Source organism: Actinomycetota bacterium (assembly GCA_030774015.1).
In the GTDB taxonomy this organism is placed as follows: domain Bacteria; phylum Actinomycetota; class UBA4738; order UBA4738; family JACQTL01; genus JALYLZ01.
On the sequence record JALYLZ010000173.1, the window covers coordinates 1 to 21,807 of the forward strand.

General features: G+C 69.7%; 17 protein-coding genes and 2 pseudogenes. 4 read left to right on the forward strand and 15 right to left on the reverse strand.

Annotated features, from left to right (window positions below; genetic code table 11):
• Positions 1 to 24 precede the first annotated feature (24 nt).
• The 4 genes and pseudogenes from M3Q23_16960 to M3Q23_16975 form a co-directional block, all read right to left on the reverse strand.
• Positions 25 to 557 (reverse strand): annotated as a pseudogene (locus tag M3Q23_16960) (DsrE/DsrF/DrsH-like family protein).
• Positions 554 to 793: a sulfurtransferase TusA family protein gene (locus M3Q23_16965; protein ID MDP9343744.1), complete on the reverse strand. Its 240-nt coding sequence runs from the start codon at positions 791 to 793 to the stop codon at positions 554 to 556. The pseudogene M3Q23_16960 and the gene M3Q23_16965 overlap by 4 nt, the downstream one beginning before the upstream one ends.
• Positions 794 to 1,027: 234 nt before the next feature.
• Positions 1,028 to 2,440: an AAA family ATPase gene (locus tag M3Q23_16970; protein ID MDP9343745.1), complete on the reverse strand. Its 1,413-nt coding sequence runs from the start codon at positions 2,438 to 2,440 to the stop codon at positions 1,028 to 1,030.
• A 46-nt stretch (positions 2,441 to 2,486) separates the two neighbouring features.
• On the reverse strand, positions 2,487 to 3,812 hold the full coding sequence (locus M3Q23_16975) for an alkaline phosphatase family protein (GenBank protein ID MDP9343746.1): 1,326 nt from the start codon (positions 3,810 to 3,812) through the stop codon (positions 2,487 to 2,489).
• A gap of 5 nt (positions 3,813 to 3,817) precedes the next feature.
• On the opposite strand from M3Q23_16975, the gene M3Q23_16980 reads away from it, so the two are divergent.
• Together M3Q23_16980 and M3Q23_16985 are read left to right on the forward strand one after the other, a co-directional pair.
• Positions 3,818 to 5,377 (forward strand): amidohydrolase, encoded by a 1,560-nt coding sequence (locus M3Q23_16980; GenBank protein ID MDP9343747.1) that lies wholly within the window; start codon positions 3,818 to 3,820, stop codon positions 5,375 to 5,377.
• A 66-nt stretch (positions 5,378 to 5,443) separates the two neighbouring features.
• On the forward strand, positions 5,444 to 7,393 hold the full coding sequence (locus M3Q23_16985; GenBank protein ID MDP9343748.1) for an ATP-dependent DNA helicase UvrD2: 1,950 nt from the start codon (positions 5,444 to 5,446) through the stop codon (positions 7,391 to 7,393).
• On the opposite strand, the gene M3Q23_16990 is transcribed toward M3Q23_16985, so the two are convergent.
• The 9 genes from M3Q23_16990 to M3Q23_17030 all read right to left on the reverse strand — a co-directional run bounded on the left by M3Q23_16990 (position 7,390) and on the right by M3Q23_17030 (position 16,623).
• Positions 7,390 to 8,010 carry a CPBP family intramembrane metalloprotease gene (locus M3Q23_16990; GenBank protein MDP9343749.1) on the reverse strand — a complete coding sequence of 207 codons (621 nt, stop codon included), beginning with the start codon at positions 8,008 to 8,010 and terminating at the stop codon, positions 7,390 to 7,392. The genes M3Q23_16985 and M3Q23_16990 overlap by 4 nt on opposite strands.
• 59 nt (positions 8,011 to 8,069) lie before the next feature.
• Positions 8,070 to 10,082 (reverse strand): LLM class flavin-dependent oxidoreductase, encoded by a 2,013-nt coding sequence (locus M3Q23_16995; protein ID MDP9343750.1) that lies wholly within the window; start codon positions 10,080 to 10,082, stop codon positions 8,070 to 8,072.
• A gap of 9 nt (positions 10,083 to 10,091) precedes the next feature.
• The gene (locus tag M3Q23_17000) at positions 10,092 to 10,754 is read right to left on the reverse strand and encodes a ubiquinone/menaquinone biosynthesis methyltransferase (GenBank protein MDP9343751.1); all 663 of its coding nucleotides are present in this window, start codon (positions 10,752 to 10,754) and stop codon (positions 10,092 to 10,094) included.
• Between the two features lie 60 nt (positions 10,755 to 10,814).
• Positions 10,815 to 11,561 carry a hypothetical protein gene (locus M3Q23_17005; GenBank protein ID MDP9343752.1) on the reverse strand — a complete coding sequence of 249 codons (747 nt, stop codon included), beginning with the start codon at positions 11,559 to 11,561 and terminating at the stop codon, positions 10,815 to 10,817.
• Complete coding sequence (locus tag M3Q23_17010) at positions 11,554 to 12,201, reverse strand: class I SAM-dependent methyltransferase (protein ID MDP9343753.1); 648 nt, start codon at positions 12,199 to 12,201, stop codon at positions 11,554 to 11,556. Before M3Q23_17010 ends, M3Q23_17005 begins: the two co-directional genes overlap by 8 nt.
• 71 nt (positions 12,202 to 12,272) lie before the next feature.
• Positions 12,273 to 13,070 carry an alpha/beta hydrolase gene (locus M3Q23_17015; GenBank protein MDP9343754.1) on the reverse strand — a complete coding sequence of 266 codons (798 nt, stop codon included), beginning with the start codon at positions 13,068 to 13,070 and terminating at the stop codon, positions 12,273 to 12,275.
• 76 nt (positions 13,071 to 13,146) lie between these two features.
• Positions 13,147 to 13,965: a DUF2236 domain-containing protein gene (locus tag M3Q23_17020; GenBank protein ID MDP9343755.1), complete on the reverse strand. Its 819-nt coding sequence runs from the start codon at positions 13,963 to 13,965 to the stop codon at positions 13,147 to 13,149.
• Between the two features lie 22 nt (positions 13,966 to 13,987).
• Complete coding sequence (locus tag M3Q23_17025; protein ID MDP9343756.1) at positions 13,988 to 14,647, reverse strand: class I SAM-dependent methyltransferase; 660 nt, start codon at positions 14,645 to 14,647, stop codon at positions 13,988 to 13,990.
• A 32-nt stretch (positions 14,648 to 14,679) separates the two neighbouring features.
• On the reverse strand, positions 14,680 to 16,623 hold the full coding sequence (locus M3Q23_17030) for an aconitate hydratase (GenBank protein MDP9343757.1): 1,944 nt from the start codon (positions 16,621 to 16,623) through the stop codon (positions 14,680 to 14,682).
• Between the two features lie 52 nt (positions 16,624 to 16,675).
• On the opposite strand from M3Q23_17030, the gene M3Q23_17035 reads away from it, so the two are divergent.
• Positions 16,676 to 17,377, forward strand: coding sequence for a DUF5317 domain-containing protein (locus tag M3Q23_17035; GenBank protein MDP9343758.1), 702 nt, complete (start codon positions 16,676 to 16,678; stop codon positions 17,375 to 17,377).
• A gap of 40 nt (positions 17,378 to 17,417) precedes the next feature.
• Here the strand turns inward: M3Q23_17035 and M3Q23_17040 are convergent.
• Positions 17,418 to 17,969, reverse strand: a pseudogene (locus tag M3Q23_17040) (histidine kinase).
• A gap of 1,246 nt (positions 17,970 to 19,215) precedes the next feature.
• The gene (locus M3Q23_17045) at positions 19,216 to 20,538 is read right to left on the reverse strand and encodes a histidine kinase (protein ID MDP9343759.1); all 1,323 of its coding nucleotides are present in this window, start codon (positions 20,536 to 20,538) and stop codon (positions 19,216 to 19,218) included.
• Between the two features lie 362 nt (positions 20,539 to 20,900).
• Between M3Q23_17045 and M3Q23_17050 the strand changes: the two genes are divergently transcribed.
• A complete protein-coding gene (locus M3Q23_17050) occupies positions 20,901 to 21,257 on the forward strand; it encodes a hypothetical protein (protein ID MDP9343760.1) in 357 nt (118 codons plus the stop codon).
• Positions 21,258 to 21,807: the final 550 nt, after the last annotated feature.

A 21,807-nucleotide genomic window follows, 5' to 3' on the forward strand; every position in this document is an offset into this window, starting at 1 on the left:
GGGGTAGCCCCTCCCCAATTCTCATCAGATAAACAGCTGGATGTCCGCCTTCTTCATCTCCAGGAGGGCGGTGGCCGCGCCGACCGGCTCCTCCAGGCCGTCGATCAGGTCCTCGGGCTTCAGGCCCAGCAGGTCCATGGTCATCTGGCACGGAAGCAGCCGGACGCCCATCTCCTGGGCCAGCGCCAGCAGCTCCTGGGGCTCCGGGACCTTGTAGTCGCGGGCCAGCTTCCGCATCATGGCCGGACCCGCGCCGGCGAAGTTCAGCTTGGAGAGCTTCCCCTTGTGCGCGCCTCCCGGGTTCATCACCGAGAGCATCTTCGCATCCAGTGGTCGCCGGTGATGCGCACGCCGGGATTCACCAGCGAGAACAGGCCCCAGAACGTGAAGAACACGGTGGCCTGCATGCCGCTCGCCGCGGCGGTGGTGGACAGGATGAGGGTCGGCCAGATCCGGTCGAGGTCACCGGACCACGCGATGATGGCCAGCCCGTCGACCTTCTCGTCGCCGGACGCGGCGGCGGGCTGGAGCTCCGTCTCGGTCAGCAGGTCGGTCATGCCATGCTCCTCGGTGCCTTGCGGAGGACGAACCGGAAAACGCCGCCCTCCTCGGACTGCTCGACCAGCTCGTTCCCGGTGGTCGTGCACCAGGCCGGGACGTCGGACAGCGCGCCGCGGTCGGTGGCGAGCACCTCCAGCGTGTCGCCCAGGCCAAGCTTCTGCATGGCCTGCGAGGTGCGCACAATCGGCATGGGGCAGGAGACGTCGCGGACGTCGAGCGTATGTGCGGCCATGAGCGGGATTCCTCCTCGGGTTTGCGGGCTGGCGTGGATGGGGCGGACGAATCGGCTACTGCCGCGGGAGCCGGAGAGCGGCCGCGGCGAGCCCGCCGGTACAGCATCCCCGGAACGGGATCATCCGAGCGACGTCACCCCACCGCCTGGTCCGGATCATGCAACGGCAAATCGTACCGGGGCGATGGGATTCCCTCAACCGGGCCCGAGCCGAACAGCAGGGGGCCGAAGACGCTACCTGCCGGCCGGTTCGACGCCCTCGTAGCGCGCGCCGCCCCTGGCCTGGGCGTTCTTGTTCAGCCGGCGGGACAGGTGCAGTCCCTCCAGCGCGAACTCGAGGGCGGCGGCCGCCACGCCGGGGCTCTCCTCCTCCACCCCCAGGCGCCCCAGCAGCTTGGCCAGCCCCGGCAGGTCCCCGAACTGGTCCAGGAACACCGCCGCCGGCATGAGGTCGGAGGTCTCGGCCCCGAACCCCTCGGAGAACCGTCCCAGGATCCGCTGGAAGTCGAACCCCGCCAGGCGGCGCCGGAACACCTCCAGCTCGGCGTTGCGGAGGGCCCGTACCAGGATCTCGTTCTCGCGCCCCTCCTCGATGGTGTCGAACTCGACCCGCCCGAGCGACGCGTCGATCGCCGCCGGCAGGTCGCACACGCGGGGAACAGCCTCGGGCTCCCCGGACCGGGCCGCCCGGCGCACCGCCGCGGCCGCCAGCGTCTCCACGTTCCCGATGGAATATCGGACCGAGACGCCCGAGCGCTGGTTCACGTGCGGCGAGCGGCGGAGCTCCGCGGTCAGCGCGGCCAGCACTTCCTTCATGAACCGGGGAACCCGAACCGGGACCTCGCCGGCGGGCCGGCGGGCCTCCTGGTCCATGATCCGGACCTCGTCGGCCAGCGTCTCCGGATAGTGGGTACGGATCTGCGTGCCGAACCGGTCCTTCAGCGGCGACACGATCCGGCCCCGGTGCGTGTAGTCCTCGGGGTTCGCCGTCGCCACCAGCAGCAGGTCGAGGGGCAGGCGGACCCTGTAGCCCCGGATCTGCACGTCGCGCTCCTCCAGGATGTTGAACAGCGCGACCTGGATCCGCTCGGGAAGGTCGGGGAGCTCGTTGATGGCCACGATGCCCCGGTTGGTCCGCGGGATCAGGCCGTAGTGGATGGTCAGCTCGGAGGCCAGGTACCGGCCCTCCGCCACCCGGATGGGGTCGATGTCGCCGATGAGGTCGGCCACGCTCGTGTCCGGCGTGGCGAGCTTCTCGGAGTACCGGCGGTCTCGGGGGATCCACGCCACCGGCACCGCGTCGCCGTCCTCGGCCACCAGGTCCCGGCACCGCGCGCAGATCGGCCGGTACGGGTGGTCGCTGACCTCGCATTCCTCGATGGCGGGCGTCTCCTCGTCCATCAGCTCGACCAGGTGCCGGACCAGCCGGGTCTTGGCCTGCCCGCGCTCGCCCAGCAGGATCAGGTCGTGCCCCGCCAGGATCCCTCGTTCCAGGGCGGGCAGGACGGTCTCGTCGAACCCCACCAGCGTGGAGAACATGGGGTTCCCGCGCCCCAGACGCATCAGGAGGTTCTCGCGAAGCTCTTCTTTGACCGTGCGGTCGGGATATCCGGCGGCCCGGAGCTCGGCGATGGTGTCCGGTGGCATGTCCGAACAGCCTACCCGCCCTCGCCGGAAACAGAGGCGGCCCGCTTCAGCAGTCGGTCCGCAGCGGCAGCGGATCCGGCGGGTGAGGCGGGCCGGTGAAATCGAAGTCGTAGGAGAGGTCCATGGCCCGGCGGTCCCGGCCGGTGAGCTGGGACAGGCCCCAGCGGTCCTCGATGAACCGCAGCACGCTGGAGAACTCGCCGAGCTGGTGGTCGATCACGCCGCGGTTCGCGTACGGGGAGATCACCAGCAACGGCACCCGGATCCCCAGCCCGAACCCGTCGACCTGCGGCGGCGGCACGTGGTCGTAGAAGCCGCCGTAGTCGTCCCACGTCACGAAGATGGCGGTGGACTTCCACATGGGGCTCCGCATGATCGCGTCGATGACCTGGGTCGACCAGTTCTCGCCGAGGCAGAAGTTGTAGATGGGGTGGTCGGAGACCTCGTACCTCGGCGAGATCCACGTGACGGGCGGGAGGCGGCCCGCCTGGATGTCGCCGATCAGGTCGTCCACCGGCAGCACGTGCTTGGGCCACTGCTTCGTCTCGCGGATGTGGCGGATCGCTCCGTAGGCCGACCAGATGTAGCCGAGCTGGTCCGGGTTCGCCGCGTAGTACGCCCAGTCGATCCCGGCCCTGGTCAGCAGGTCACCTTCCGTCAGGAAGTCGAAGCACGGCGGGACCTGCACCTGGTGGCCCTCGGAGTCCACGATGGTCACGGTCTGCCCGGGGGGCGCGTCGCATCCGAACGTGTTGCTGGACCGGAACCGGCCGTGCCGCCTGGGGTTGTCGTGCGCGCCACCCGACTGCGCGGCGATCGCGTAGAGGTGGTTCGGGAACGAGGGCCCCTGGGCCGAGGAGAAGAAGTGGTCGGCCAGCACGAACTCTCGGGCCCAGTGCCAGTAGTTCGGCAGCTGGGTCCGGACCAGCTGCGTGTAGGCCCACTGATCCGACACCGGATCCTGGTTGAACCCGTCCATCTTCCCCTGGTCCCACGCCTGCCGCGAGCACGTGTAGCAGTGGGGGATGTCCTCGTTCCCGATGCCGCCGTCGGTGCCCACGGTGAGCGGTCGCCGCACCCCATGGTCGTAGCCGAACGAAACGCCGTCGGCGCCCGGGAACGTCCCGAACAGGTTGTCGAAGGTCCGGTTCTCCTTGATCAGGAACACGACGTGCTTGATCGGCCAGTGTTTCGCCGCGGCTGCCGGCGGCGGAGCGGAGGGCGGCGAGGACGAAGGGGACGGCGGTGCGGCGATGGTGGTCTCGACGGGTGGAGTCGAGGCTCGCGGGGCGGTGGGTCCAGACCCGCATGCAACGGCGACCAGCGCCAGCGCCACCACGGCCGCCCGAGAAGCGCGTACCTTCGACTCCATCCCGGATGACTGACCGCCTGGAACCCCGGCCGGTTCCCGGCGGTCAACAGGGCATGGGAGCGGGGGCGGTGGACTGGAAGGACGAGGACCCGGGACTGCCCGTCAAGCTCGGGCCGTGCTCGAACGCGGAGTACGACCCCGAGCCGCTCCCCCCCGTCCTCCGGGAGACTGTCCGCCTGGCCAGGGAGGCCTGCGAGCGCAACGCCCGCCGGGCCGGGATGAGCCGCCGGGAGTTCCTGCTTTCCATCTGCGGGGCCGCCACCACGCTGCTGGTGCTGGACGCGTGCACCCGGGCCGCCACCCGCGCAACCGCGCCCGGCACCACGCCCGGGGGCACGTACGCGATCCCCACCGAAGCCACCACCGAGCCCGAGCCGGCGCACCAGGCGATCGGCGGGGAGGAGTTCGTGTTCGACGTCCAGGGCCATCTGCTGGAATACGACCTAAACCCCATCCTGAACGGCCAGGACTTCTGGGAACGGTTCCCCCAGAAGTCCTGCGGAGAGGACGACCCCCGGGTGTGCTACTCGATCGAGAGCTTCCTGGAGCTGATGTTCCTGCGCAGCGACACGTCCATGCTCGTGCTCTCGGCCCTGCCCATCTATCCGGAGGGAAGCCCGCTCTCGCCGCGGATCATGGACGAGACGCGGAGGATCGCCGAGGGCCTGTGCCGCGACGAGCGGGTCCTCCTGCACGGGCAGGTCCTCCCGAACGTCAGCCCGTCCGAGTCGTCCCTGGCCGCCATGGACGACGTGGCCCGCCGGTACCGGATCGCAGCCTGGAAGACGTTCACGCACTTCCCGGACGTGTTCGAGCACAACGGCCGGGGATGGTGGCTGGACGACCACGACCCCACGCTCCCGCAGGTGGGCCATCGGTTCATCGAGCGGGCCGTCCGTCTGGGCGTGCCCACGATCTGCGTCCACAAGGGCCTGAGCGGAGGAAGCCCGTACGCATCGCCGCAGGACGTCGGCCCGGCGGCGCGGGCGCATCCCGACGCGAACTTCGTCGTCTACCACTCGGGGTTCGAGGCGGGGGTCCCGGAGGGGCCGTACGCCCGGAGGACGGCGAACGTCGGCGTGAACCGCCTGATCACGTCGATGCGCAGGGCCGGGATCGGGCCGAACCAGAACGTGTACGCCGAGCTCGGGTCCACATGGTGGTACGTGATGCGGTACCCGGACCAGGCCGCCCACGTCCTGGGGAAGCTGCTGAAGCACGTGGGCGAGGACAACGTGGTGTGGGGCACGGACTGTCTGTTCTACGGCTCGCCGCAGGACCAGATCCAGGCCATGCGCGCGTTCAAGATCAGCGCCGAGTTCCAGGAGCGGTACGGCTACCCGGAGCTCACCCGGGGGATCAAGGACAAGATCCTGGGCCTGAACGCGGCTCGCCTGTACGGCCTCGACCCCATCACCACGCGATGCGAGTTCACCCGGCGGGAGCTCGAGCAGCTCAGGCGCCGGCTGCCCGGCCGCAACCGGACCCTGGGGCCGTCCACGGCCGCCGAAGCGGCGGCGTTTCGCTCGCTCGATCACGCGGCCATGTCGGGGGGCCAGGCGTAGCCCGAGCCGAGCAGCTGACCTCCCCTCGCCCGAAGTGTCACCGGCGCCCGGTAGCATCCCCCGGCGGTGACGGTTCCCGAAGCGATCCTGGAAGGGCTGAACCCCGCGCAGCGGGAAGCGGCCGCGGCGGTGCGCGGTCCGGTGGTGATCCTGGCCGGGGCCGGGACCGGGAAGACCACCACGATCACCCGGCGCATCGCCTGCCAGGTCGCCTCCGGCGAGTTCCGCCCTGGGGAGATCCTGGCGGTCACGTTCACGGAGAAGGCCGCCCAGGAGCTGAAGTCGCGCCTGCGGACGCTGGGCGTCGAGGGCGTGGAAGCCAGGACGTTCCACTCCGCCGCGCTGGCCCAGCTCGGCCGGCTGTGGCCGCGGTTCGAGGATCGCCCGCTCCCGGACGTGCTCGACGCGAAGGGCCCGCTCATCGCGAGCCTGGCCAACGCCCTCCCCCGCCCCTATCGCTTCGTCCCCCGCCGCGAGCTGGCCTCGGAGATCGAGTGGGCCAAGAACCGCATGGTCCCCCCGGACCGCTACCTCGACGCGCTGGGCGACCACGAGCCGCCCATCCCGTCCGACCTCATGGCGGGCCTGTACGCGAGGTACGAGCGCCGCAAGGGGATCCTGGGGCGGCTCGACTTCGAGGACATGCTGGGCCTGGCCGTCCGGCTGTTCGACCGGCACCCGGAGGCCGCCACCGAGGTCCGGGGGCGCTTCCTGGCATTCACCGTGGACGAGTACCAGGACGTCAACCCGGTGCAGCAGGCCCTCCTGGAGCGGTGGCTGGGCGGCCGCGACGAGCTCTGCGTGGTCGGCGACGACTACCAGACCATCTACTCGTTCACCGGCGCCACGCCCTCGTACCTCCTCCGGTTCCGGGAGCGGTTCCCGCAGGCGCGGGTGGTGACGCTCGAGGAGAACTACCGCTCGACCCCGCAGGTCCTGGCCACGGCGAACCGGCTGTCGGAAGGGTTGGGCGGGTTCCGAAAGTCACTGCGGGCCACCCGGCCGGACGGCCCTCCCGCCGGTGTGCGAATGCTCCCCGATCCTCAGGCCGAGACCGCGTTCGTGGTCGACGAGGCCCGGCGCCTCCACCGGGCAGAGGGCGTCCGGTACGAGGAGATGGCGGTGCTGTACCGGATCAACGCCCGCTCCGAGCCGTTCGAGGAAGCCTTCGCCGCCGCCGGCGTGCCGTACCAGGTCCGGGACGGCGAGTTCCTCCGGCGCCCCGGGCCCCGTGCCGCGCTCCAGCGCCTGCGGCGGGAATCGGGCAACGTCGCCCCGGCGGTGGAGCGGACCACCGATGCGCTGGGGTACCGTCCCGACGCCGAGCCCGACTCGGCGGAGGAGGCGACCCGCCAGGCCGACCTGGCCCGGCTCCGGGCCCTGGCCGCCGAGTTCGCCGGCGCGCATCCCGACGGGGACATCGCCGGGTTCGTGGCCGACCTGGGACGCAGGTTCGCCGGCGAGGCGTCCGCGCGGGGGGTGAACCTGCTCACCTACCACCGGGCCAAGGGCTTGGAGTTCGACGCGGTGTTCCTGCCCCGGCTCCTGGAGAAGGAGCTTCCCTTCCGCTCCGGCCGGGCCCAGGCAGACGAGAACGAGGAGCGCCGGCTGCTGTACGTGGGCATCACCCGGGCCCGCCGGCACCTCTACGTGACCTGGCCGCTGGATCAGCGGGTGGGGCGAAGCCGGTTCGTCGAGGAGCTGGGCGGGCCGCCGGCGCTTCGGCCGGTCGACTCCCGGCCGGGGCGGTCCGCGGCGGGTGCCTCGCCCGCGCTCACGCCGCGTCCTCCGATCCCGGGTGGACCGCTGGTGGACGCCCTCAAGAGGTGGCGGCTGGACCGGTCCCGGGCCGACGGCGTTCCCGCCTACGTCGTGCTGCACGACTCGACGCTGGGGAGCATCGCGGAGCGCCGCCCACGGTCCCGCCAGGAGCTGGCCACGGTGCCCGGCATCGGGCCGGCCAAGCTGGACCGCTACGGGGACGACATCCTGTCGGTGGTGGCCGGTTCGGTCTAGGCCCGGGCGGGCCTCGACGAGGCCGGACGGGCGGTGGGCGCCACCAGGAAGATCCACAGGTCCCACACCACGTGGCTGACCACCAGCGCGGCCATGGGCATCCCCGCCGCCGCCAGCGCGCTCCAGTAGGCGCCGGCCGTCCCGGCCGCGCCGGTGAGCGTGAGGTTTCCCGTGACGACGTGGGCTCCGCCGTACGCGGCGGCCGCCGCCGCCGCGCCCCTCCAGCGGCCGAGCCGCTCAGCTAGTCTGCGCTGGATTAGCCCTCGCCAGAACAGCTCCTCCGCCGGGCCGATCACCAGGGCGAGCCGGCCGGCCAGCTCGCCGGCCGGGCGAAGCGAGCGCAGCTCGTAGACCTGGTCGATCTCGTCGGCCCCCTTGGGCATCAGCCGGCGAGCGAATCGGTCGCCCACCTGGAAGATCGCGTACAGCCCGGCAGCGGCGGCCACGCCGAGCCCGACGTCCCGGGCTCGGATCCTGGTGTCACGGAGCTCCGGCTCGGCCAGCAGGGCCACCGTCCCGAGCGACAGCCCGGTTGCCGTCATGCGCTGCCAGAACCGGGCCCGGGGCCCGCGGAAGGTCGCCGCGAACGCGCCGTAGGCGGCCGGGATGGCGGCCATGAGGATCCTGTCGCGACCCGGCCTCACTTCGGGGACCCGGTCCCCCGCCGGCCCTCCGGTCACCGCACCGCCGCGGCGATGACCAGCCCGATGACCAGCAGGAACCCGAACGCCGCGTGCAGCTGCGCGGTCTCCAGGTCGATCATCGCGATGGCGCGCTGCTGGCCGATCGACCCCAGCTCGGAGTCCCGGATCACCCGGACCAGCAGCGGCAGGGACAGGAGCGCCAGCAGGGACTGCACCGGCAGGGCCTCCACCAGCACCGCCACCCCCAGCGCGAGGTAGGCGCCGACCACGAGGGCCAGGTAGCCGATGTGGGCGACGCGGCGCCCCACCCGGACCGAGAAGGTCGACCCGCCCGCGCGGGCGTCCTCGCCGATGTCGCGCCACTCGTTCCCGTGCAGGATGGCCGTCACCAGCAACCCGACGGGGATGCTCACCGCCACCGTGGCCCAGTCGAACGTCCCCGTGATGACGAAGTACGACCCGATCACCATCAGCGGCCCCATCAGCAGGAACACCAGCGGAAGCCCCAGGGCCCGGAACTTGTACTCGAGCGGCGGCGCGGTGTAGCCCCATCCGCCGATCAGCCCGGCCAGCCCCAGCAGCACCACGGGCCAGCCCCGCTCCACGATCATCCACACACCGAGGCCCGCCGCCGCCACAAACGCGGCCAGGGCGATCAGGAACGCTTCTCGTTCCGTCACGCGGCCCTTCAGCAGCGCGTGGCTGGCCCGCGGCGACGTGATCTTGTCGACCCCCTTGCGCACGTCGTAGATCTCGTTCACCACGTTGGTTCCGACGTGCAGAAGCACCGAGCCGAACAGCGCAGCGAGGAACAGCCCCCACGTGAACCGGCCCTTCAGCGCGGCCAGCCCGGCCGCAGCGGCGACGGGGACGGTGGACGCGGTGAAGCTGAACGGGCGGATGATCTCGTACCAGGCCGCGGCTCGCCGGGCCAGCCGGACCCCCGGGCCCAACCGTTCCTCGTCCGCCAACCCGCCGCCGGCCGTGACGGCCGCCGCGTCGGATTCCCGCTGCGCGGGTACGGCGGCCCGGGCCCGCCCGCTGCCGTACAGCGCGGCCACCTCCAGCAGCGCGTCCACCTGCTCCTCGTTCTGGACCACCGGCTGGAGCACCGGAAGGTCCATGCCGGCGTGGTGGTAGTCCCACACCCGTTCGGCGATGTCCTCGCGCGTCCCACACAGCAGGAAGGCGTCCATCATCTGGTCGGGGATGAGCTCCGCGGCGGCGTGGTAGTCCTCCGAGCGCCACAGGGCGGCGATCCGGTCCCGCAGCCCCAGGTCGAGCCCGGCCCGCCGCAGGGCCACGTCCGTCTGGATGGCCATCATGTAGATGACGAAGGGCTCTCGCTTGGCCCGGTTCAGGGCTTCCCGGCGGCTGGCGTCGACCAGCCCGAACAGGTACCCCGCGACGTGCACGGCGTCCTCGGAGCGACCGGCCTCCACGGACGCGCGGCGGATCTTCGGGACCATCTTGCGGAACGACGCCAGCGACTCGAGGGGCCGGGCCAGGTAGCCGTCACCCTTGCGTCCGGCCAGCTCGAGCATGGGCGTGCGGTATCCGGCGACGTAGATCGGCACGTGGTGGACCGGCGGGAACATCGGCTCGACCGGCGGCACGCCGTCCACGCCCGGCGGGATGCGCTCCCCTCGCCACAGCGCCCGCACCGCGTCGATGGCCGCGCTGACTCGGTCGTGACCCTCCTGCGGCGTGTACGGGATGCCCATCTGGGCCAGGCGCAGCGGCAGCGCGCTCCCCAGCCCCAGGATGATCCGGCCCGGCGCCATCTCGTCGAGCGACGAGACGGTCATGGCGATCAGCACCGGGTGGCGCGTGAACGGGTTCACCGCCCCCAGCGCGACGTGGGTGTCCTCGACCTGCGAGGCGATGGCGGAGGCGTACGTCACGGCCTCGCGCTCGAAGTAGGAGTCGTGGATCCACACCGAGTCGAGGCCGGCCCGCCGGGCCCGGTCGGCCCAGTCCACGGCGTCGGACACCGAGCCCCGCGCCGCGAGGCCCAATCCGACCCGCCGTGCCAGCTCAGCCATGCCGTAACCTCACGCCTTGCTCACGCCGATCCCCCGCCGGGCGGTCCAGAGCGTAACCATTCCCGGTGCCAGCGAACGCGCCCGCACGACGTCGAATCCCGCCTGTTCCAGCATCTCCGCGACCTCGCCCGGCGGCGGAAGCTGCGCGAGCGAACGGGCCAGGTAGCGGTAGGCGTCGCGGCGACCCACCAGCGAGCCCAGCGCCGGCGCGGCCCAAGAGAAGTACGCGTCGAACAGCCGCCCGGCCAGGCGGCCGCGTGGCTCGGTAACGTCGACGATCCCGACGGGGGCGCCGGGGCGGAGGACCCGGGCCAGCTCGGCGAATGCCGCCGGGAGGTCGTCCAGGTTCCGCAGCACGAACCCGCTCACGGCCCCCTCCAGGCTTTCGCCGGCGAACGGCAGATGGAACATGGAGCCCCGAACCAGCCGGACGCGAGGGCCCAGCCGCCGACTCGCTTCCGCGAGCATCCCGGCGCTGACGTCCACCCCCACCACACGGCATCGACCGGCCAACAGCTCGCCCAGGCGGCCCGTGCCGCACCCCAGGTCGAGGACGATCGCCCCGCGGGGAACGGTGACGGAGGCCACCGTCCGCCGCCGCCACCACCGGTCGAACCCGAACGAGAGGAGGTCGTTCAACAGGTCGTAGCGGCTCACGATCTGGTCGAACATCGCTCGGACCCGCTGCTCGGGAGGTGCCGTTCGCCGGCGCGAGGGACGCTGCACCGGAGCTCAGGCCAGGCGGGCCGCGACCAGCCCGGCGGCCAGCAGCGACAGGGCCAGCGCCAGGATCCGAAGGGCCAGCTCCGGGGCCGCGCGAAGGACGGCGGCGTCCAGCCGTTCCACCGAGCCGTCCGCGTACTCCACCGAGCCCTCCACCCGAACAGCGCGACGCCGGAGCCTTCGAACCGGCGTGGACAGTGTCCGCTGGGCCGCGGAGAGTCCGGCGCACCCCGCCGCGACCACGATGCCAGCGGGCCGGAGCGTTCCCGCCTGGGCGAAGGCTCCGGTCAGCGCGGGGAAGGCCCCCCAGGCGAGGGCGAACCACAGGTCCCCGTGGAACCGGCCCCGGAACAGCTCGAGGTTGTAGGCCAGCACGATGAACGCGCCGAACGCCACGAACGCCAGCAGCCACCACGACACCTTGGCCGCCCCCAGCACGCCGAGCCCCACGGCCCCGGCCAGCGCGATCAGGGCCATGGCCCACAGCACGCGGTCGGGGATGCGGGTGGCGAGCGGCCTGCCGGAGAGCTCGTCCAGCGCATGCGCGGTGATGCCCACGCCCAGGAAGAACGCCAGGACGCTGGCTCCCAGCCGTCCGCCGTCGAACCGCGGCGCCACCGCCGCGCCGATGGCGACGTAGGACAGGTGCCAGGCCGTGTACGGCGGGTGCAGGAGGGTCCAGTAGTCCCGCCAGCCGCCCGAACGAAGCGCGTAGAACGCGGGCCGCGCGTCGCTCTTCAACGTCCCCTCACGCACGTTTCGTTCCCCAGATCACGATGCCGCCACCCAGGCTCATGGACCGGAACCGAACGTCCGTGAGCCCGGCGGCTCGCCACATCCGGCCCTGATCGGCCACAGGGTACCGCCGGTAGAACTCCGAGATCGACGGACCCAGGAACCGCCCGGTCCGGTACCACGCCATCGAGGCGAGGCGACCCGCCGCCGGAAGAACCAGCCTGGTGTACAGCCACCACGCACGGCGCCACGCAGGGTGCACGGGCACCATGAACTCGAGGTTCGCCAGGACGCCTCCCGGCCCCAGGACCCGGGCCAGCTCGGCCAGCTCCGCCGCCGGGTCGTCCACGTACCGAAGCAGGTACGTGAACGTGACCGCGTCGAACGTACCGTCCGGAAAGGGAAGCCGCTCGCCCTGTCCGAGCACGAGCGAGATCCGGCCGTCGAGCCCGTGGGCGGCGACGTTCGCCACCCCGGACCGAAGCATGGGCTCGCTCTGGTCGAGCCCGATGACCCTGGCGGCCCCCCGCCGGGCCACCCCCACCGCCACCCGGGCCGTTCCAGTCGCGACGTCCAGGACCAGCCCGGCGCCGGCCGGCACGCGGGAGGCCAGGAACCGGCGCCACCGGCCGTTCTGGCCGAACGAGAGCAGCTCGGCCATGAGGTCATAGCTCGGCGCGATGCCGGCGAACAGGCGCCGGGCGTGCCGGGTGCGGGGCGACGCGGCGACGGCTATGCCGGAAGCACCTTCTGGAGGAACCGCTCGATCGCCGCCGTCACGGCGTCGGGGTTCTCCACGGTCGAGGAGTGCCCGGCCCCAGGGATCTGCACCATCTCCACCAGGTTCGGCAGGCCGTCGGCGAGCGCCTCCGCCTTCTCCATCTCGATGGCGACGTCCTCCTCGCCGTGGATGACAATGGCCGGCGCGTCGATCTCCCCAAGGCGCTCGGTGATGTCGTCGCGCCTGGTCACCGCGTGCATGGCCTCGACGGCGTCGAACGTCGGCTGGGCCATCCAACGCTCGATCCAGTGCCGCTTGAGGTCGTCGCCGGCGCTCGCCCCCAGCATGAACAGGGTGGCCTTGCCGAGGAGGTCCTCGTTCCACCCGTCGGCGGCGCCGACCTGAGCGGAGGCCTCGTACAGCGGGGCCCGGTTGGGTTCCTCTGGTCCGGCCTGCGTGTCGATGAGGATCAGGCCGGCCACGCGCTCGGGGTGCCGGAGCGCCGCCCGCAGGGACTGGAACCCGCCCGCGCTCACCCCGCCCCACACCGCCCGGTCGATGTCCAGGTGGTCCAGCAACGCGACCTGGTCCTCCATCATGTCCCACTGCGTGTATTCCTCGGCCCGGTGCTCGGAGCCGCCGTGCGCCCGGAAGTCGGGGGTGACGAACCGGTAGCGGTCGGACAGGGCCTCGACCTGCGGGTCGAACATGGTGTGGTCCATGAGCAGGCCGTGGATCAGCAGGACCGGCGCGCCGTCCCCCCGGTCCTCGTACGCCAGGGTCCAGCCCTCGTGCTCGAACTGGGGCATTGCGGGTCTCCTCGGTGCGGGAACACCCCATCTTGGGGCGCCCGCGCCGGGGCCGCAAACCGTCGACCGGTGCCGGTCAGCTACGCACGGAGAGCCGGCGCGCCGCCATCTGCGCCGGCAGGATGTGCCGGTACCTGAGCGGGATGGCCGGCCGGAACGCCCGCAGCGCCCGCAGGCTGGCCCGGAGCGCGGCCTCCTTGCCGGCGCTCCAGCCCACGCCGTACTGCTCGCGAACCGGCGGCGGCAGCGTCCCGAAGGCCCACCACGAGACCGCGTGGAGCACCGGCCGCCACTCGGCCTCCCTGGGAGGATCGTGGAACAGGCCGGCGACGTCCCGCGCGGCGTCGGTGACCTTCAGGACCCCGCTCGCCACGACCTCGCCGACGTACGCGCGAAGGCCCGCCGCCGTCGGCGGGATGCGGTCCCGGGAGAGGCCCAGCATCTCCGCGGCCAGCATCTGCTCGCGATGGAACCGGTCCCGCCCAGCGGTGTTGAGCCGCCCCACGGTGAGCTCCTCGAACAGCAGCGCGCTGTCCACCAGACACGCGTGCACCCACAGCAGGAGGTCCGGGTCGAACGCGTCGTACGGGAGCCCCGTCACCTCGTCGATGCCGCGAACGGTGCGGTGGACGGCGTTGATCCGGTCCGCCGCCGACTGCGCCTCCTCCCGGGTCCCGAACGTCAGCGCGGAGTTCAGCGCCAGCGTTCGCTGGAGGCGCTTCCATGGATCCCGGACATAGAAACCGGTCTTGCGGGCCCCCGCGATCACCAGCGGGTGGGCCGCCTGCATCAGGAGCGCCCTGGCCCCGCCGAACAGGACGGTCGTCTCCCGGTAGACCTGCCAGGAGACGCTCTCCGGTCCAAAGAACCCGGTGGAGTCACCGTCCCCGGCCATGGCCATCACGGTACCCGCGTCGTCACGTGGCGCGTCGGCCATGGCCCCAGTAGAACGCATCCGCACGCGTCACCGACACGTTCCAGCCCAACTCCCCGAGCCGGCGCTGCAGCTCAGCGGCGTCCCACAGGACCTTGATGGCGTGGTGCTCGGATCCGTCGAGCAACTGACGGCGCACCACCCCCGCGGCCTCGTCCACGAATTCCTCCTGCCAGTGGGTATGCCGGCCCTCGTCCATGAAGAACACCCTGCCGCCGGGGGCCAGGAACGCCGCCACGCGATCCCAGAAGCGTTCGAAATGCCTGGGCGGCACGTGGGACAGCCAGAACGAGAAGAACACCACGTCGTACCGCCCGTCCGGCTCCCATGAGAAGACGTCGGCGTGGAGGAAGCGGACCGTCGGGCTGCGGACCCGGCGCCGAGCAGCGTCCAGCATCTCCGGCGAGGCGTCGAGCGCGGTGATGGAGTCCGCGAACGGCACCAGCTCTCGCGTGTACAGACCAGTGCCGCGGGCCAGCTCCAGCACACGGCCCCTCGGCTCGAACTCGCGCAACGCACCCCGTAGCACGCGGTCCTGCTCCGCGAGGGGGTCGCCCGGCGGGCGCACGGTGGCGTCGTACTCGCCGGCCCGGCGCCGGTAGTAGTCGACCTGCTCCGCCAGCCAATCCGGCGAGTCCCCCATCCACTCCCCCGTGCCGAGAGGCGCTCGTGCCCCTATGAACCGCTCGCCGCGCGCCGGGCGGTGATGTACCGGAGCAGGCCGCCGGCCAGCAGCTGCTCCCGCTCGTGCTGCCCGAGGTTGTTGCCGACCGTGAACTCCTGCCCTTCCATCTCCAGCGTGAACGTCGTGCTGCCCGACTCGATCTCGGTCCGGATCCGCGGCAGCCGCCACTCCTGGCCGATGGCCGCCTTCGAGTACACGTCGTCGTCGATCAGGATCGGGACGATGCCGTTGTTGATGAGGTTCCGCCGGTGGATCCGATGGAATCCCTTTGCGAACACCGCCCGGACGCCCAGCTGGAGCGGGGCCAGCGCGGCGTGCTCGCGCGACGACCCCTGCCCGTAGTTGTCCCCGGCCACGATGAACCCGCCGCCCCACTCCTTGGCCCGGCCCACGAACTGGGGGTCCTCCTTGCGGAAGCAGTACTCCGCGATCGCGGGGATGTTCGACCGCTCCGCCATGACGATCACGCCGTCCGGCGACATCGAGCCGGTCGAGATGTTGTCCGGAAGCACGATGAGAACCTTGCCCTGCAAGGCTTCCGGAAGATCCGGTGGGACGGGGGGCGGTTTGATGTTCGGGCCCCGCATGATGGTCACGGTGGCCGCCTCCTCGGGAGGAGGAGGCCAGATGAGCATGAAGTCGTCGGTGACCGGCTTGGGCGCTCTGATCGCCGGATACTCCATGCCGAGGTCCCGCGGGTCGGTGATGACGCCCTTCAGCGCGGTCGCCCCGGCGACCTCCGGTGAGGCCAGGTACACGTAGTCGTCCTCGGTCCCCGACCGTCCCTGGAAGTTCCGGTTCATGGTCCGCACGGAGGGCTGCCCGGAGGGCGGCGCGGCCCCCATCCCCACGCACGGCCCGCAGGCGGGCTCCAGCAGCCTGGCGCCGGCCGCGATGTAGTCGGCCAGCACGCCCGTCTCCACGATCATGTTCAGGGCCTGACGCGAACCGGGCGAGACGGTCATGTCCAGCCACTCGTTCACGCCGCCGCCCGTCTTCACGACGAAGGCCGGGATGGCCAGGTCCTCGTAGGACGAGTTCACCGACGACCCCACGCAGACCTGCGCGACCTTCGTCCCCGCCACCTCCCGAACCGGCACCACGTTGTCCGGGTTCCGGGGCTTGGCAATGAGCGGCTCCAGGTCGGCCAGGTCGATCACCATCTCCTCGTCGTAGTGCGCGCCGTCGTCCGGCAGCAGCTCACGGAAGTGGTCGGGCCGTTGCTGTGCCTCCAGGAACTCCCGGGTCCTGCCGTCGGCCGGGAAGATCCCGAACGTCGCCCCGAGCTCCAGGATCATGTTGCAGATCGTGGCCCGCTGCGGGACCGACAGCGTCGCCACGCCGTCGCCGTCAAACACGTACGCCTTGTTGATCCCGCCCTTCACGGTGAGTCGGCGGAGCATCTCCAGGATCACGTCCTTCGCCGACACCCAGGGCCGGAGCTCGTTCTCCAGGACCACTCGCACCTGCGTGGGGTACTGGAGCTCAAACGGCTCCCCCGACATGACCACGGCTGCGTCCATCCCGCCGATCCCGAGCGCGGCCATCCCCATGGCCCCGGCGGTGGTGGTGTGCGAGTCCGACCCCACCAGCGTCGCATACGGCTTGTCGAACCGCTCCAGGTTCACGTAGTGGGAGATGCCGTTGCCGGGGCGCGAGAACACCGCCCCGTATCGCGCCGAGCAGGTCTGGAGGAAGAAGTGGTCGTCGGGGTTCTTGTGGTCGAGCTGGATCATGTTGTGGTCGACGTACTGGATCACCAGCGGAACCTGGACCCGGTCCTGCCCCAGCTGCTCGAACTCCATCCAGGCCATGGTGCCGGTGGCGTCCTGGAGCAGGACCTGGTCGATGCGATAGGCGATGGCCTCTCCGGGCTCCATCCTGCCGGACACCAGATGCTCCTCGACGACCTTCTGAAGGACGTTCTGCGCCATCTCGCCACCTTTCGACAGCCCGCGGGTCCAGCTTATCCTCGGCTCCCGGCTGGTGGACTTCCCATCCCGCCCCCGCGACAATCACGAGTCCGAACGCGGCTCACCCCAACCCATGCTCCTCATCGCCGGCGTCCTCGTGATCGGTCTCGTCCTCGGCTACCTGGCCGGTGGGCGGCTCCGGAACTTCGAACACCTCCGCCTGCGCTGGTGGGCGCTGGCGCCTCTCGGGTTCCTCATGCAGCTCGTCCCGCTGCCGCTCCAGGGGCACCTCGAGCGGCAGGTCTCGGTGGGGCTCCTCATCGCGTCGTATCCGGTGCTGCTCGCGTTCGTCGCCCGCAACATCCGTCTGCCGGGCCTGCCCCTGCTGTTCATCGGCCTGGCCATGAACCTGCTGGTGATCTCGGTGAACGACGGGATGCCGGTGACGCGCCACGCGCTGGAGGCGTCGGGCCAGGGCAACCTGCTCCAGGACCTCATCCACAACGGCGGAGCGAAGCACCACCTGGCCGGGTCGGGCGATGTCCTGCTTCCGCTCGGAGACGTCATCCCGATCGGGAAACCGATCCGGCAGGTCGTGAGCGCGGGCGACCTGGTGGTCTACGCGGGGATGATCTGGCTGATCGTCGCGGTCATGCGGAGACGGCCGCGCGAGACGGCGCCGGCTCCGCCACCGGCACGATCTGGTCGCTCGGCGGGGTCTCCTCCGGGGCCTGCCCCGCGTCCTGGAGGTACGTGGCCGGGAACCGAACCGTGATCGTGGTGCCCTCGCCGGCCGCGCTGTCGATGGCGAACACGCCCCCCGCCACCGTGGCGCGCTCCCGCATCATGGCCAGCCCGAAGTGATCCTCCGGGCCCGGGGCCTGGGCGTCGAATCCGATCCCGTCGTCGCGGACCGTGAGCTCGACGCCGTCGTCGACCGGCTGCAGCGCGATCCACACGTTCCCCGCACCGGCGTGCTTCAACGCGTTCATCGCCGCCTCGCGGGCGATGTGGTAGATGAGCAGCTGGATCGCCGGCGGCAGCCCCATCGGAGTGATGTCCGTGTGGAACCGGACGCCGGAGCCCTCGCCGATGTCGCTGGTGAAGCTGACGAGCGCCTCGGCCAGCCCGGCCCGCCCGAGTGGCGAGCGATGCAGGTCCCGGATGAGGGCGCGCACGAGCTCCGAGGTGCGGTTCTTGGTCTCGCGGATGGCCTCGAGGTCCTGCGCCGCCGTGGCCGCGTCGCCAGACTTGAGATGCCGCCGCGCCAGGTCGACCTGGAGCGAGAGCCGGAACAGCAACTGAGCCAGGTCGTCGTGCAGGTACGCGGCGATCTGCGTGCGCTCGTCCTGCCGCTCCTCCGCCATGCGGTTGGAGAGCGTCCGCATGACCAGCTCACGCTCCTTGAGCTCCCGATGCGCCTCCTCCAACGCACGGCTCCGAAAGAACATCTGCCGCGCAAACACCAGCGGCATGAGAACCGCAGGCACCGACCAGAACCCGACGCTCTCGTACAGATGCGCCAGCAGCACGCCCAGAACGCCCAGTCCCAAATAGCTCACAAGGAACTCGCTGGCCCGACCAATGTGAAGCCTCTTGAGAACCTCAATCGGGGGAAGTCCATGTTCTACTGATGCGAACGCCGTCACGAGTGCGATGTTTGTCGCATGGTCGGCCAGCACCGCCGCGCCGGCCCCCAGAGCCAGGATCGGTATCGATGAATCTATTGAAGCAAGGTGATGAAAGACCAGACTCCCCAGCATCACTGAAAGCGTGACCTGGCACCGACCGAACGCCGCCTTGCCAATGGAGATCTGACGGGTTAGTTCCCTTCGGTCAAAGGAGCCCACCAGGGCAATGAGACCAGCCGCGCCCGGCGAGTAGAGCAAGCCAACCGCCATTAGGATCGGGGAGTCCATACTGACTTGTATTCCCCGCCAAACTGGCACGGGGAGAAGAACCACGACTACGACAACAGCCGCCCAGAGGATCACATCGGTCAGAGGAAGTCCGAACGGGGCTCTTACCAGCAGAAACGCCAGCAGCCCCAGCGTCGGGAACACTACGAGAAGCTCCAGGCCAGCAAGTAACCTACGCTGGCGGACTCGACGTCTGTCCGCGAAAAGTGGAGGCGGCGGTCTCTTCACCCTGGCTCACTTAGGTTGATTTCCATTCCATCGTCGGCTCAGGCTGGGGATGAATCAATCGGAAGGCCGGCGTAGTCTGAGTCTTACATAATATGCTGTAGGTTATCTGGGGCCTTGTCCCCCAACCGGGGGTCACCCGATAGTAGCTTCCGAGCTGTTCCGCCTGTGGCGGCCTTGGCAGACATGGGCGGAGTGGTTACCGATAGCGAAGAAGAGGGGGTCCCCCCACCTCCTTAGGGAGATGGGAAGGAGGCATGGGCATGGTGCGTCTTATGAAGCGGCTTGCGATCGCGGCTGGTTCGCTGCTGACACTGGTGATCGCGGGCGGCGCTCATTTCCGGAACTGAAGTCAGTCGGCGAAGGCTGCCTTTGAGGGGAACTTAAGGGCTCGGTGGATCTTTTCTAGGTCCCAAAACTTGCTGCCTGGTGTATGGCTGAGTGCAGACGGGCAGTAGGGAGAGCCTTTTCAGGGGTTGGCTCGCATCTCAATGGAAGGAAAGATCCCCACGATCTGGGTTCCCTTGCCGGGCCTTGAGTTGACGTCGAGGACCCCGCCCGCGAGGTAGGCCCGTTCCTTCATCATCTCCAGGCCAAAGTTCTGGTCCGGATCGACTGCTTCGGGCGAAAAGCCCAAGCCGTCGTCTGTTACGAGTAGCCCCACGTGCTCTCCGTCTTGGAAGAGCCGGACCTGGATCAAGGACCCTCGTGAGTGGCGAGTGGCGTTCTGCAAAGCCTCCCGCGCGATCTGGTAGAGGAGAAGCTGAACTTCGGGCGTTCCTCCCGTCTCCTCGATGTGCGCCTCTATCCGCCCTCCCCAACTCCCGGCGAGGTCGTCGACCAGCAGGCGAAGCGTGGAGGCGAGGCCGCCTACGCCCAACTCACTTCGCCGCAGATCTCTGATCACCTCTCGGAGCACGGAACGGGCGCGTTGGTTGGCCTGCAGAAGCCTCGGGATGTCGTCTTCGAGCGCGAGAAGACGCCCGGATTTCAGTTCCTCCCTGATCACCTCGGCGTGAAGGGTCGCGTTGTAGAGGGCCTGCTGAACATCGTCGTGGAGGGCAGAGGCAATGCGAGCTCGCTCGTCGTGCCGCTCTTCGGCAATTTTTACCGTCATGTCAGTCAGGGCGCGATGCGCTCGGCGAATCTCCGAGACTTGGGCCTCCAGCCGCTTTCCATACGTGAACACTTGCCGAGCCAAGACGAGCGGGACAAGAAACTCCGCGAGAGCCCATGCTCCAGCACCCTGATAGGCGCTTACCAGAACAACAGCTAGAAGCCCGAAGCCCAGGTACATCATTCCGAACGGCAGAGTCGGGCCGAACTTCATCTCGAGGAGGACGCGGCGCCAAGGACTTCCCCTCTTGAACCCTGCTGCAGCCGCTGCGAGTGGAGCGTTCACCAATACGTCCGCGATGAGTCCGAGAAACGCGGGGGCGAGCAAGAATGGCCAAGACCTGCCCTCACCACCCGCGAGTGAGAACACATAGCCGGCCCCGACCACACTGAGCGAGACTCGAGCGTGGTTGAAGAGGGCATTCAGCAGGGACACGCTTCGTTTGAGTTCCCGAGCGTCGAACGCGCCCAACAGCGCCATCAGACCTCCGACGGTCGGGCCAAAGACGTAGGCGGCGGCAAGGAGAACAGGCAAATCGAACGTCAGCTCGATCTCCCGGCCAAATGAAACCGATGACAAGCTTGCGGTGACGGCAAGGGCAGTCCAGACAGCGAACACGGCCGGGTTGACGCTCAGTGGGTGGTCTCGAAGAGCGAGGCTGCCGACGAGCGTCACCGCCGCCACCGCTATCGTGCACCAGGCGAGGACCCTGAAGGCTAAGGGGTCGGGGGAGGGCGTGCGGCGTCGGAGAGGGAAATCTCGCGTCGAAGCTGTGATTGAAGCAGCCATCCCTGCCCCCCCTGATCGCATCATTAGGTGGTAGGGGTACGGGGTCAACCCCGTTTCTGTTGCTGGGTGGGGGATCTTCGTACTACCCGTATTGACTAGTCAGGGGGTGGGCACATCTCGGGGCCAGCCCGGGAGCACCCTTGGAGAAGGGCTCAGGGAATGGCTCTCTTCCCGGCTGCAGGGAAGATCCCCACGATTTGAGTTCCCTCACGGGGCCGCGAGGTGATCCTGATGGTCCCGCCAGCGAGTTGAGCCCGTTCCTTCATGATCTCGAGGCCGAATCTCTGATCCGGGTCGACCGCGTCAGGCAAGAACCCTTCGCCATCGTCCGCCACGAGCAGGGCAATGTGCTCACCGTCTCGGAAGAGTCGGACTTGGATCGACGAGGCTCGGGAGTGCCGCACAGCGTTCTGCAAGGCTTCACGACCTATCTGATAGACGAGAAGCTGAACCTCGGCCGTGCCATCCGTCTCCTCTATGTGCGCTTCGAGGCGCCCTTCCCACCGGCTGGCAAGGTCATCGACCAGCGAGCGAAGTGTGGAGGCGAGACCGCCAACCCCCAACTCGCTCCGCCGCAGATTTCTGATCACTTCTCGGAGCACTGATCGAGCTCGTTGGTTGGCTTGTAGAAGCCTCGGAATGTCGTCCTCCAGGGCGAGGAGGCGGCCAGACTTCAATTCCTCGCGGATCACCTCCGCATGAAGGGTTGCGTTGTACAGGGCCTGCTGAACGTCGTCGTGGAGCGCCGCCGCAATGCGGGCTCGCTCGTCCTTCCTTTCCCTCGGCAATGGTCGTGCTCACGCCGGTCAAGGCTCGTTGCGCACGCTGCGCCGCGACCGTCTGAGCGTCCAGTTTCGTGCCGTGCGAAAAGACCTGCCGGGCGAGGAGCAGGGGCACGATGAACTCAGCAAGCGCCCACTGCCCCGCATCTCGGTACGCACTCACCAGGACGACGGCCAGCAGACCGAACCCGAGGTATGTGAGCACAAACTGTCCAGGGTGACCGAACTTCAGGTCTCGCAAGACATGCATCCATGACATCCGAAGCTTCAAGGCTCCCCCGATCACCGCGAGCAGCGTGTTTGCGACTACGTCCCCCATCAACCCTGCGAGTGCGGGAAGGACCAGGAGCGGCCAAGCGGTCTCGTTACCGCC

Coding starts and splice junctions, on each gene's coding strand:
- M3Q23_16965 (MDP9343744.1), bottom strand. CDS start 793: ATGGCCGCACATACGCTCGACGTCCGCGACGTCTCCTGCCCCATGCCG.
- M3Q23_17010 (MDP9343753.1), bottom strand. CDS start 12,201: ATGGCCGAGCTGCTCTCGTTCGGCCAGAACGGCCGGTGGCGCCGGTTC.
- M3Q23_16980 (MDP9343747.1), top strand. CDS start 3,818: ATGACTGACCGCCTGGAACCCCGGCCGGTTCCCGGCGGTCAACAGGGC.
- M3Q23_16970 (MDP9343745.1), bottom strand. CDS start 2,440: ATGCCACCGGACACCATCGCCGAGCTCCGGGCCGCCGGATATCCCGAC.
- M3Q23_17025 (MDP9343756.1), bottom strand. CDS start 14,647: ATGGGGGACTCGCCGGATTGGCTGGCGGAGCAGGTCGACTACTACCGG.
- M3Q23_16990 (MDP9343749.1), bottom strand. CDS start 8,010: ATGGCCGCCATCCCGGCCGCCTACGGCGCGTTCGCGGCGACCTTCCGC.
- M3Q23_16975 (MDP9343746.1), bottom strand. CDS start 3,812: ATGGAGTCGAAGGTACGCGCTTCTCGGGCGGCCGTGGTGGCGCTGGCG.
- M3Q23_16995 (MDP9343750.1), bottom strand. CDS start 10,082: ATGGCTGAGCTGGCACGGCGGGTCGGATTGGGCCTCGCGGCGCGGGGC.
- M3Q23_17000 (MDP9343751.1), bottom strand. CDS start 10,754: ATGTTCGACCAGATCGTGAGCCGCTACGACCTGTTGAACGACCTCCTC.
- M3Q23_17030 (MDP9343757.1), bottom strand. CDS start 16,623: ATGGCGCAGAACGTCCTTCAGAAGGTCGTCGAGGAGCATCTGGTGTCC.
- M3Q23_17020 (MDP9343755.1), bottom strand. CDS start 13,965: ATGGCCGGGGACGGTGACTCCACCGGGTTCTTTGGACCGGAGAGCGTC.
- M3Q23_17015 (MDP9343754.1), bottom strand. CDS start 13,070: ATGCCCCAGTTCGAGCACGAGGGCTGGACCCTGGCGTACGAGGACCGG.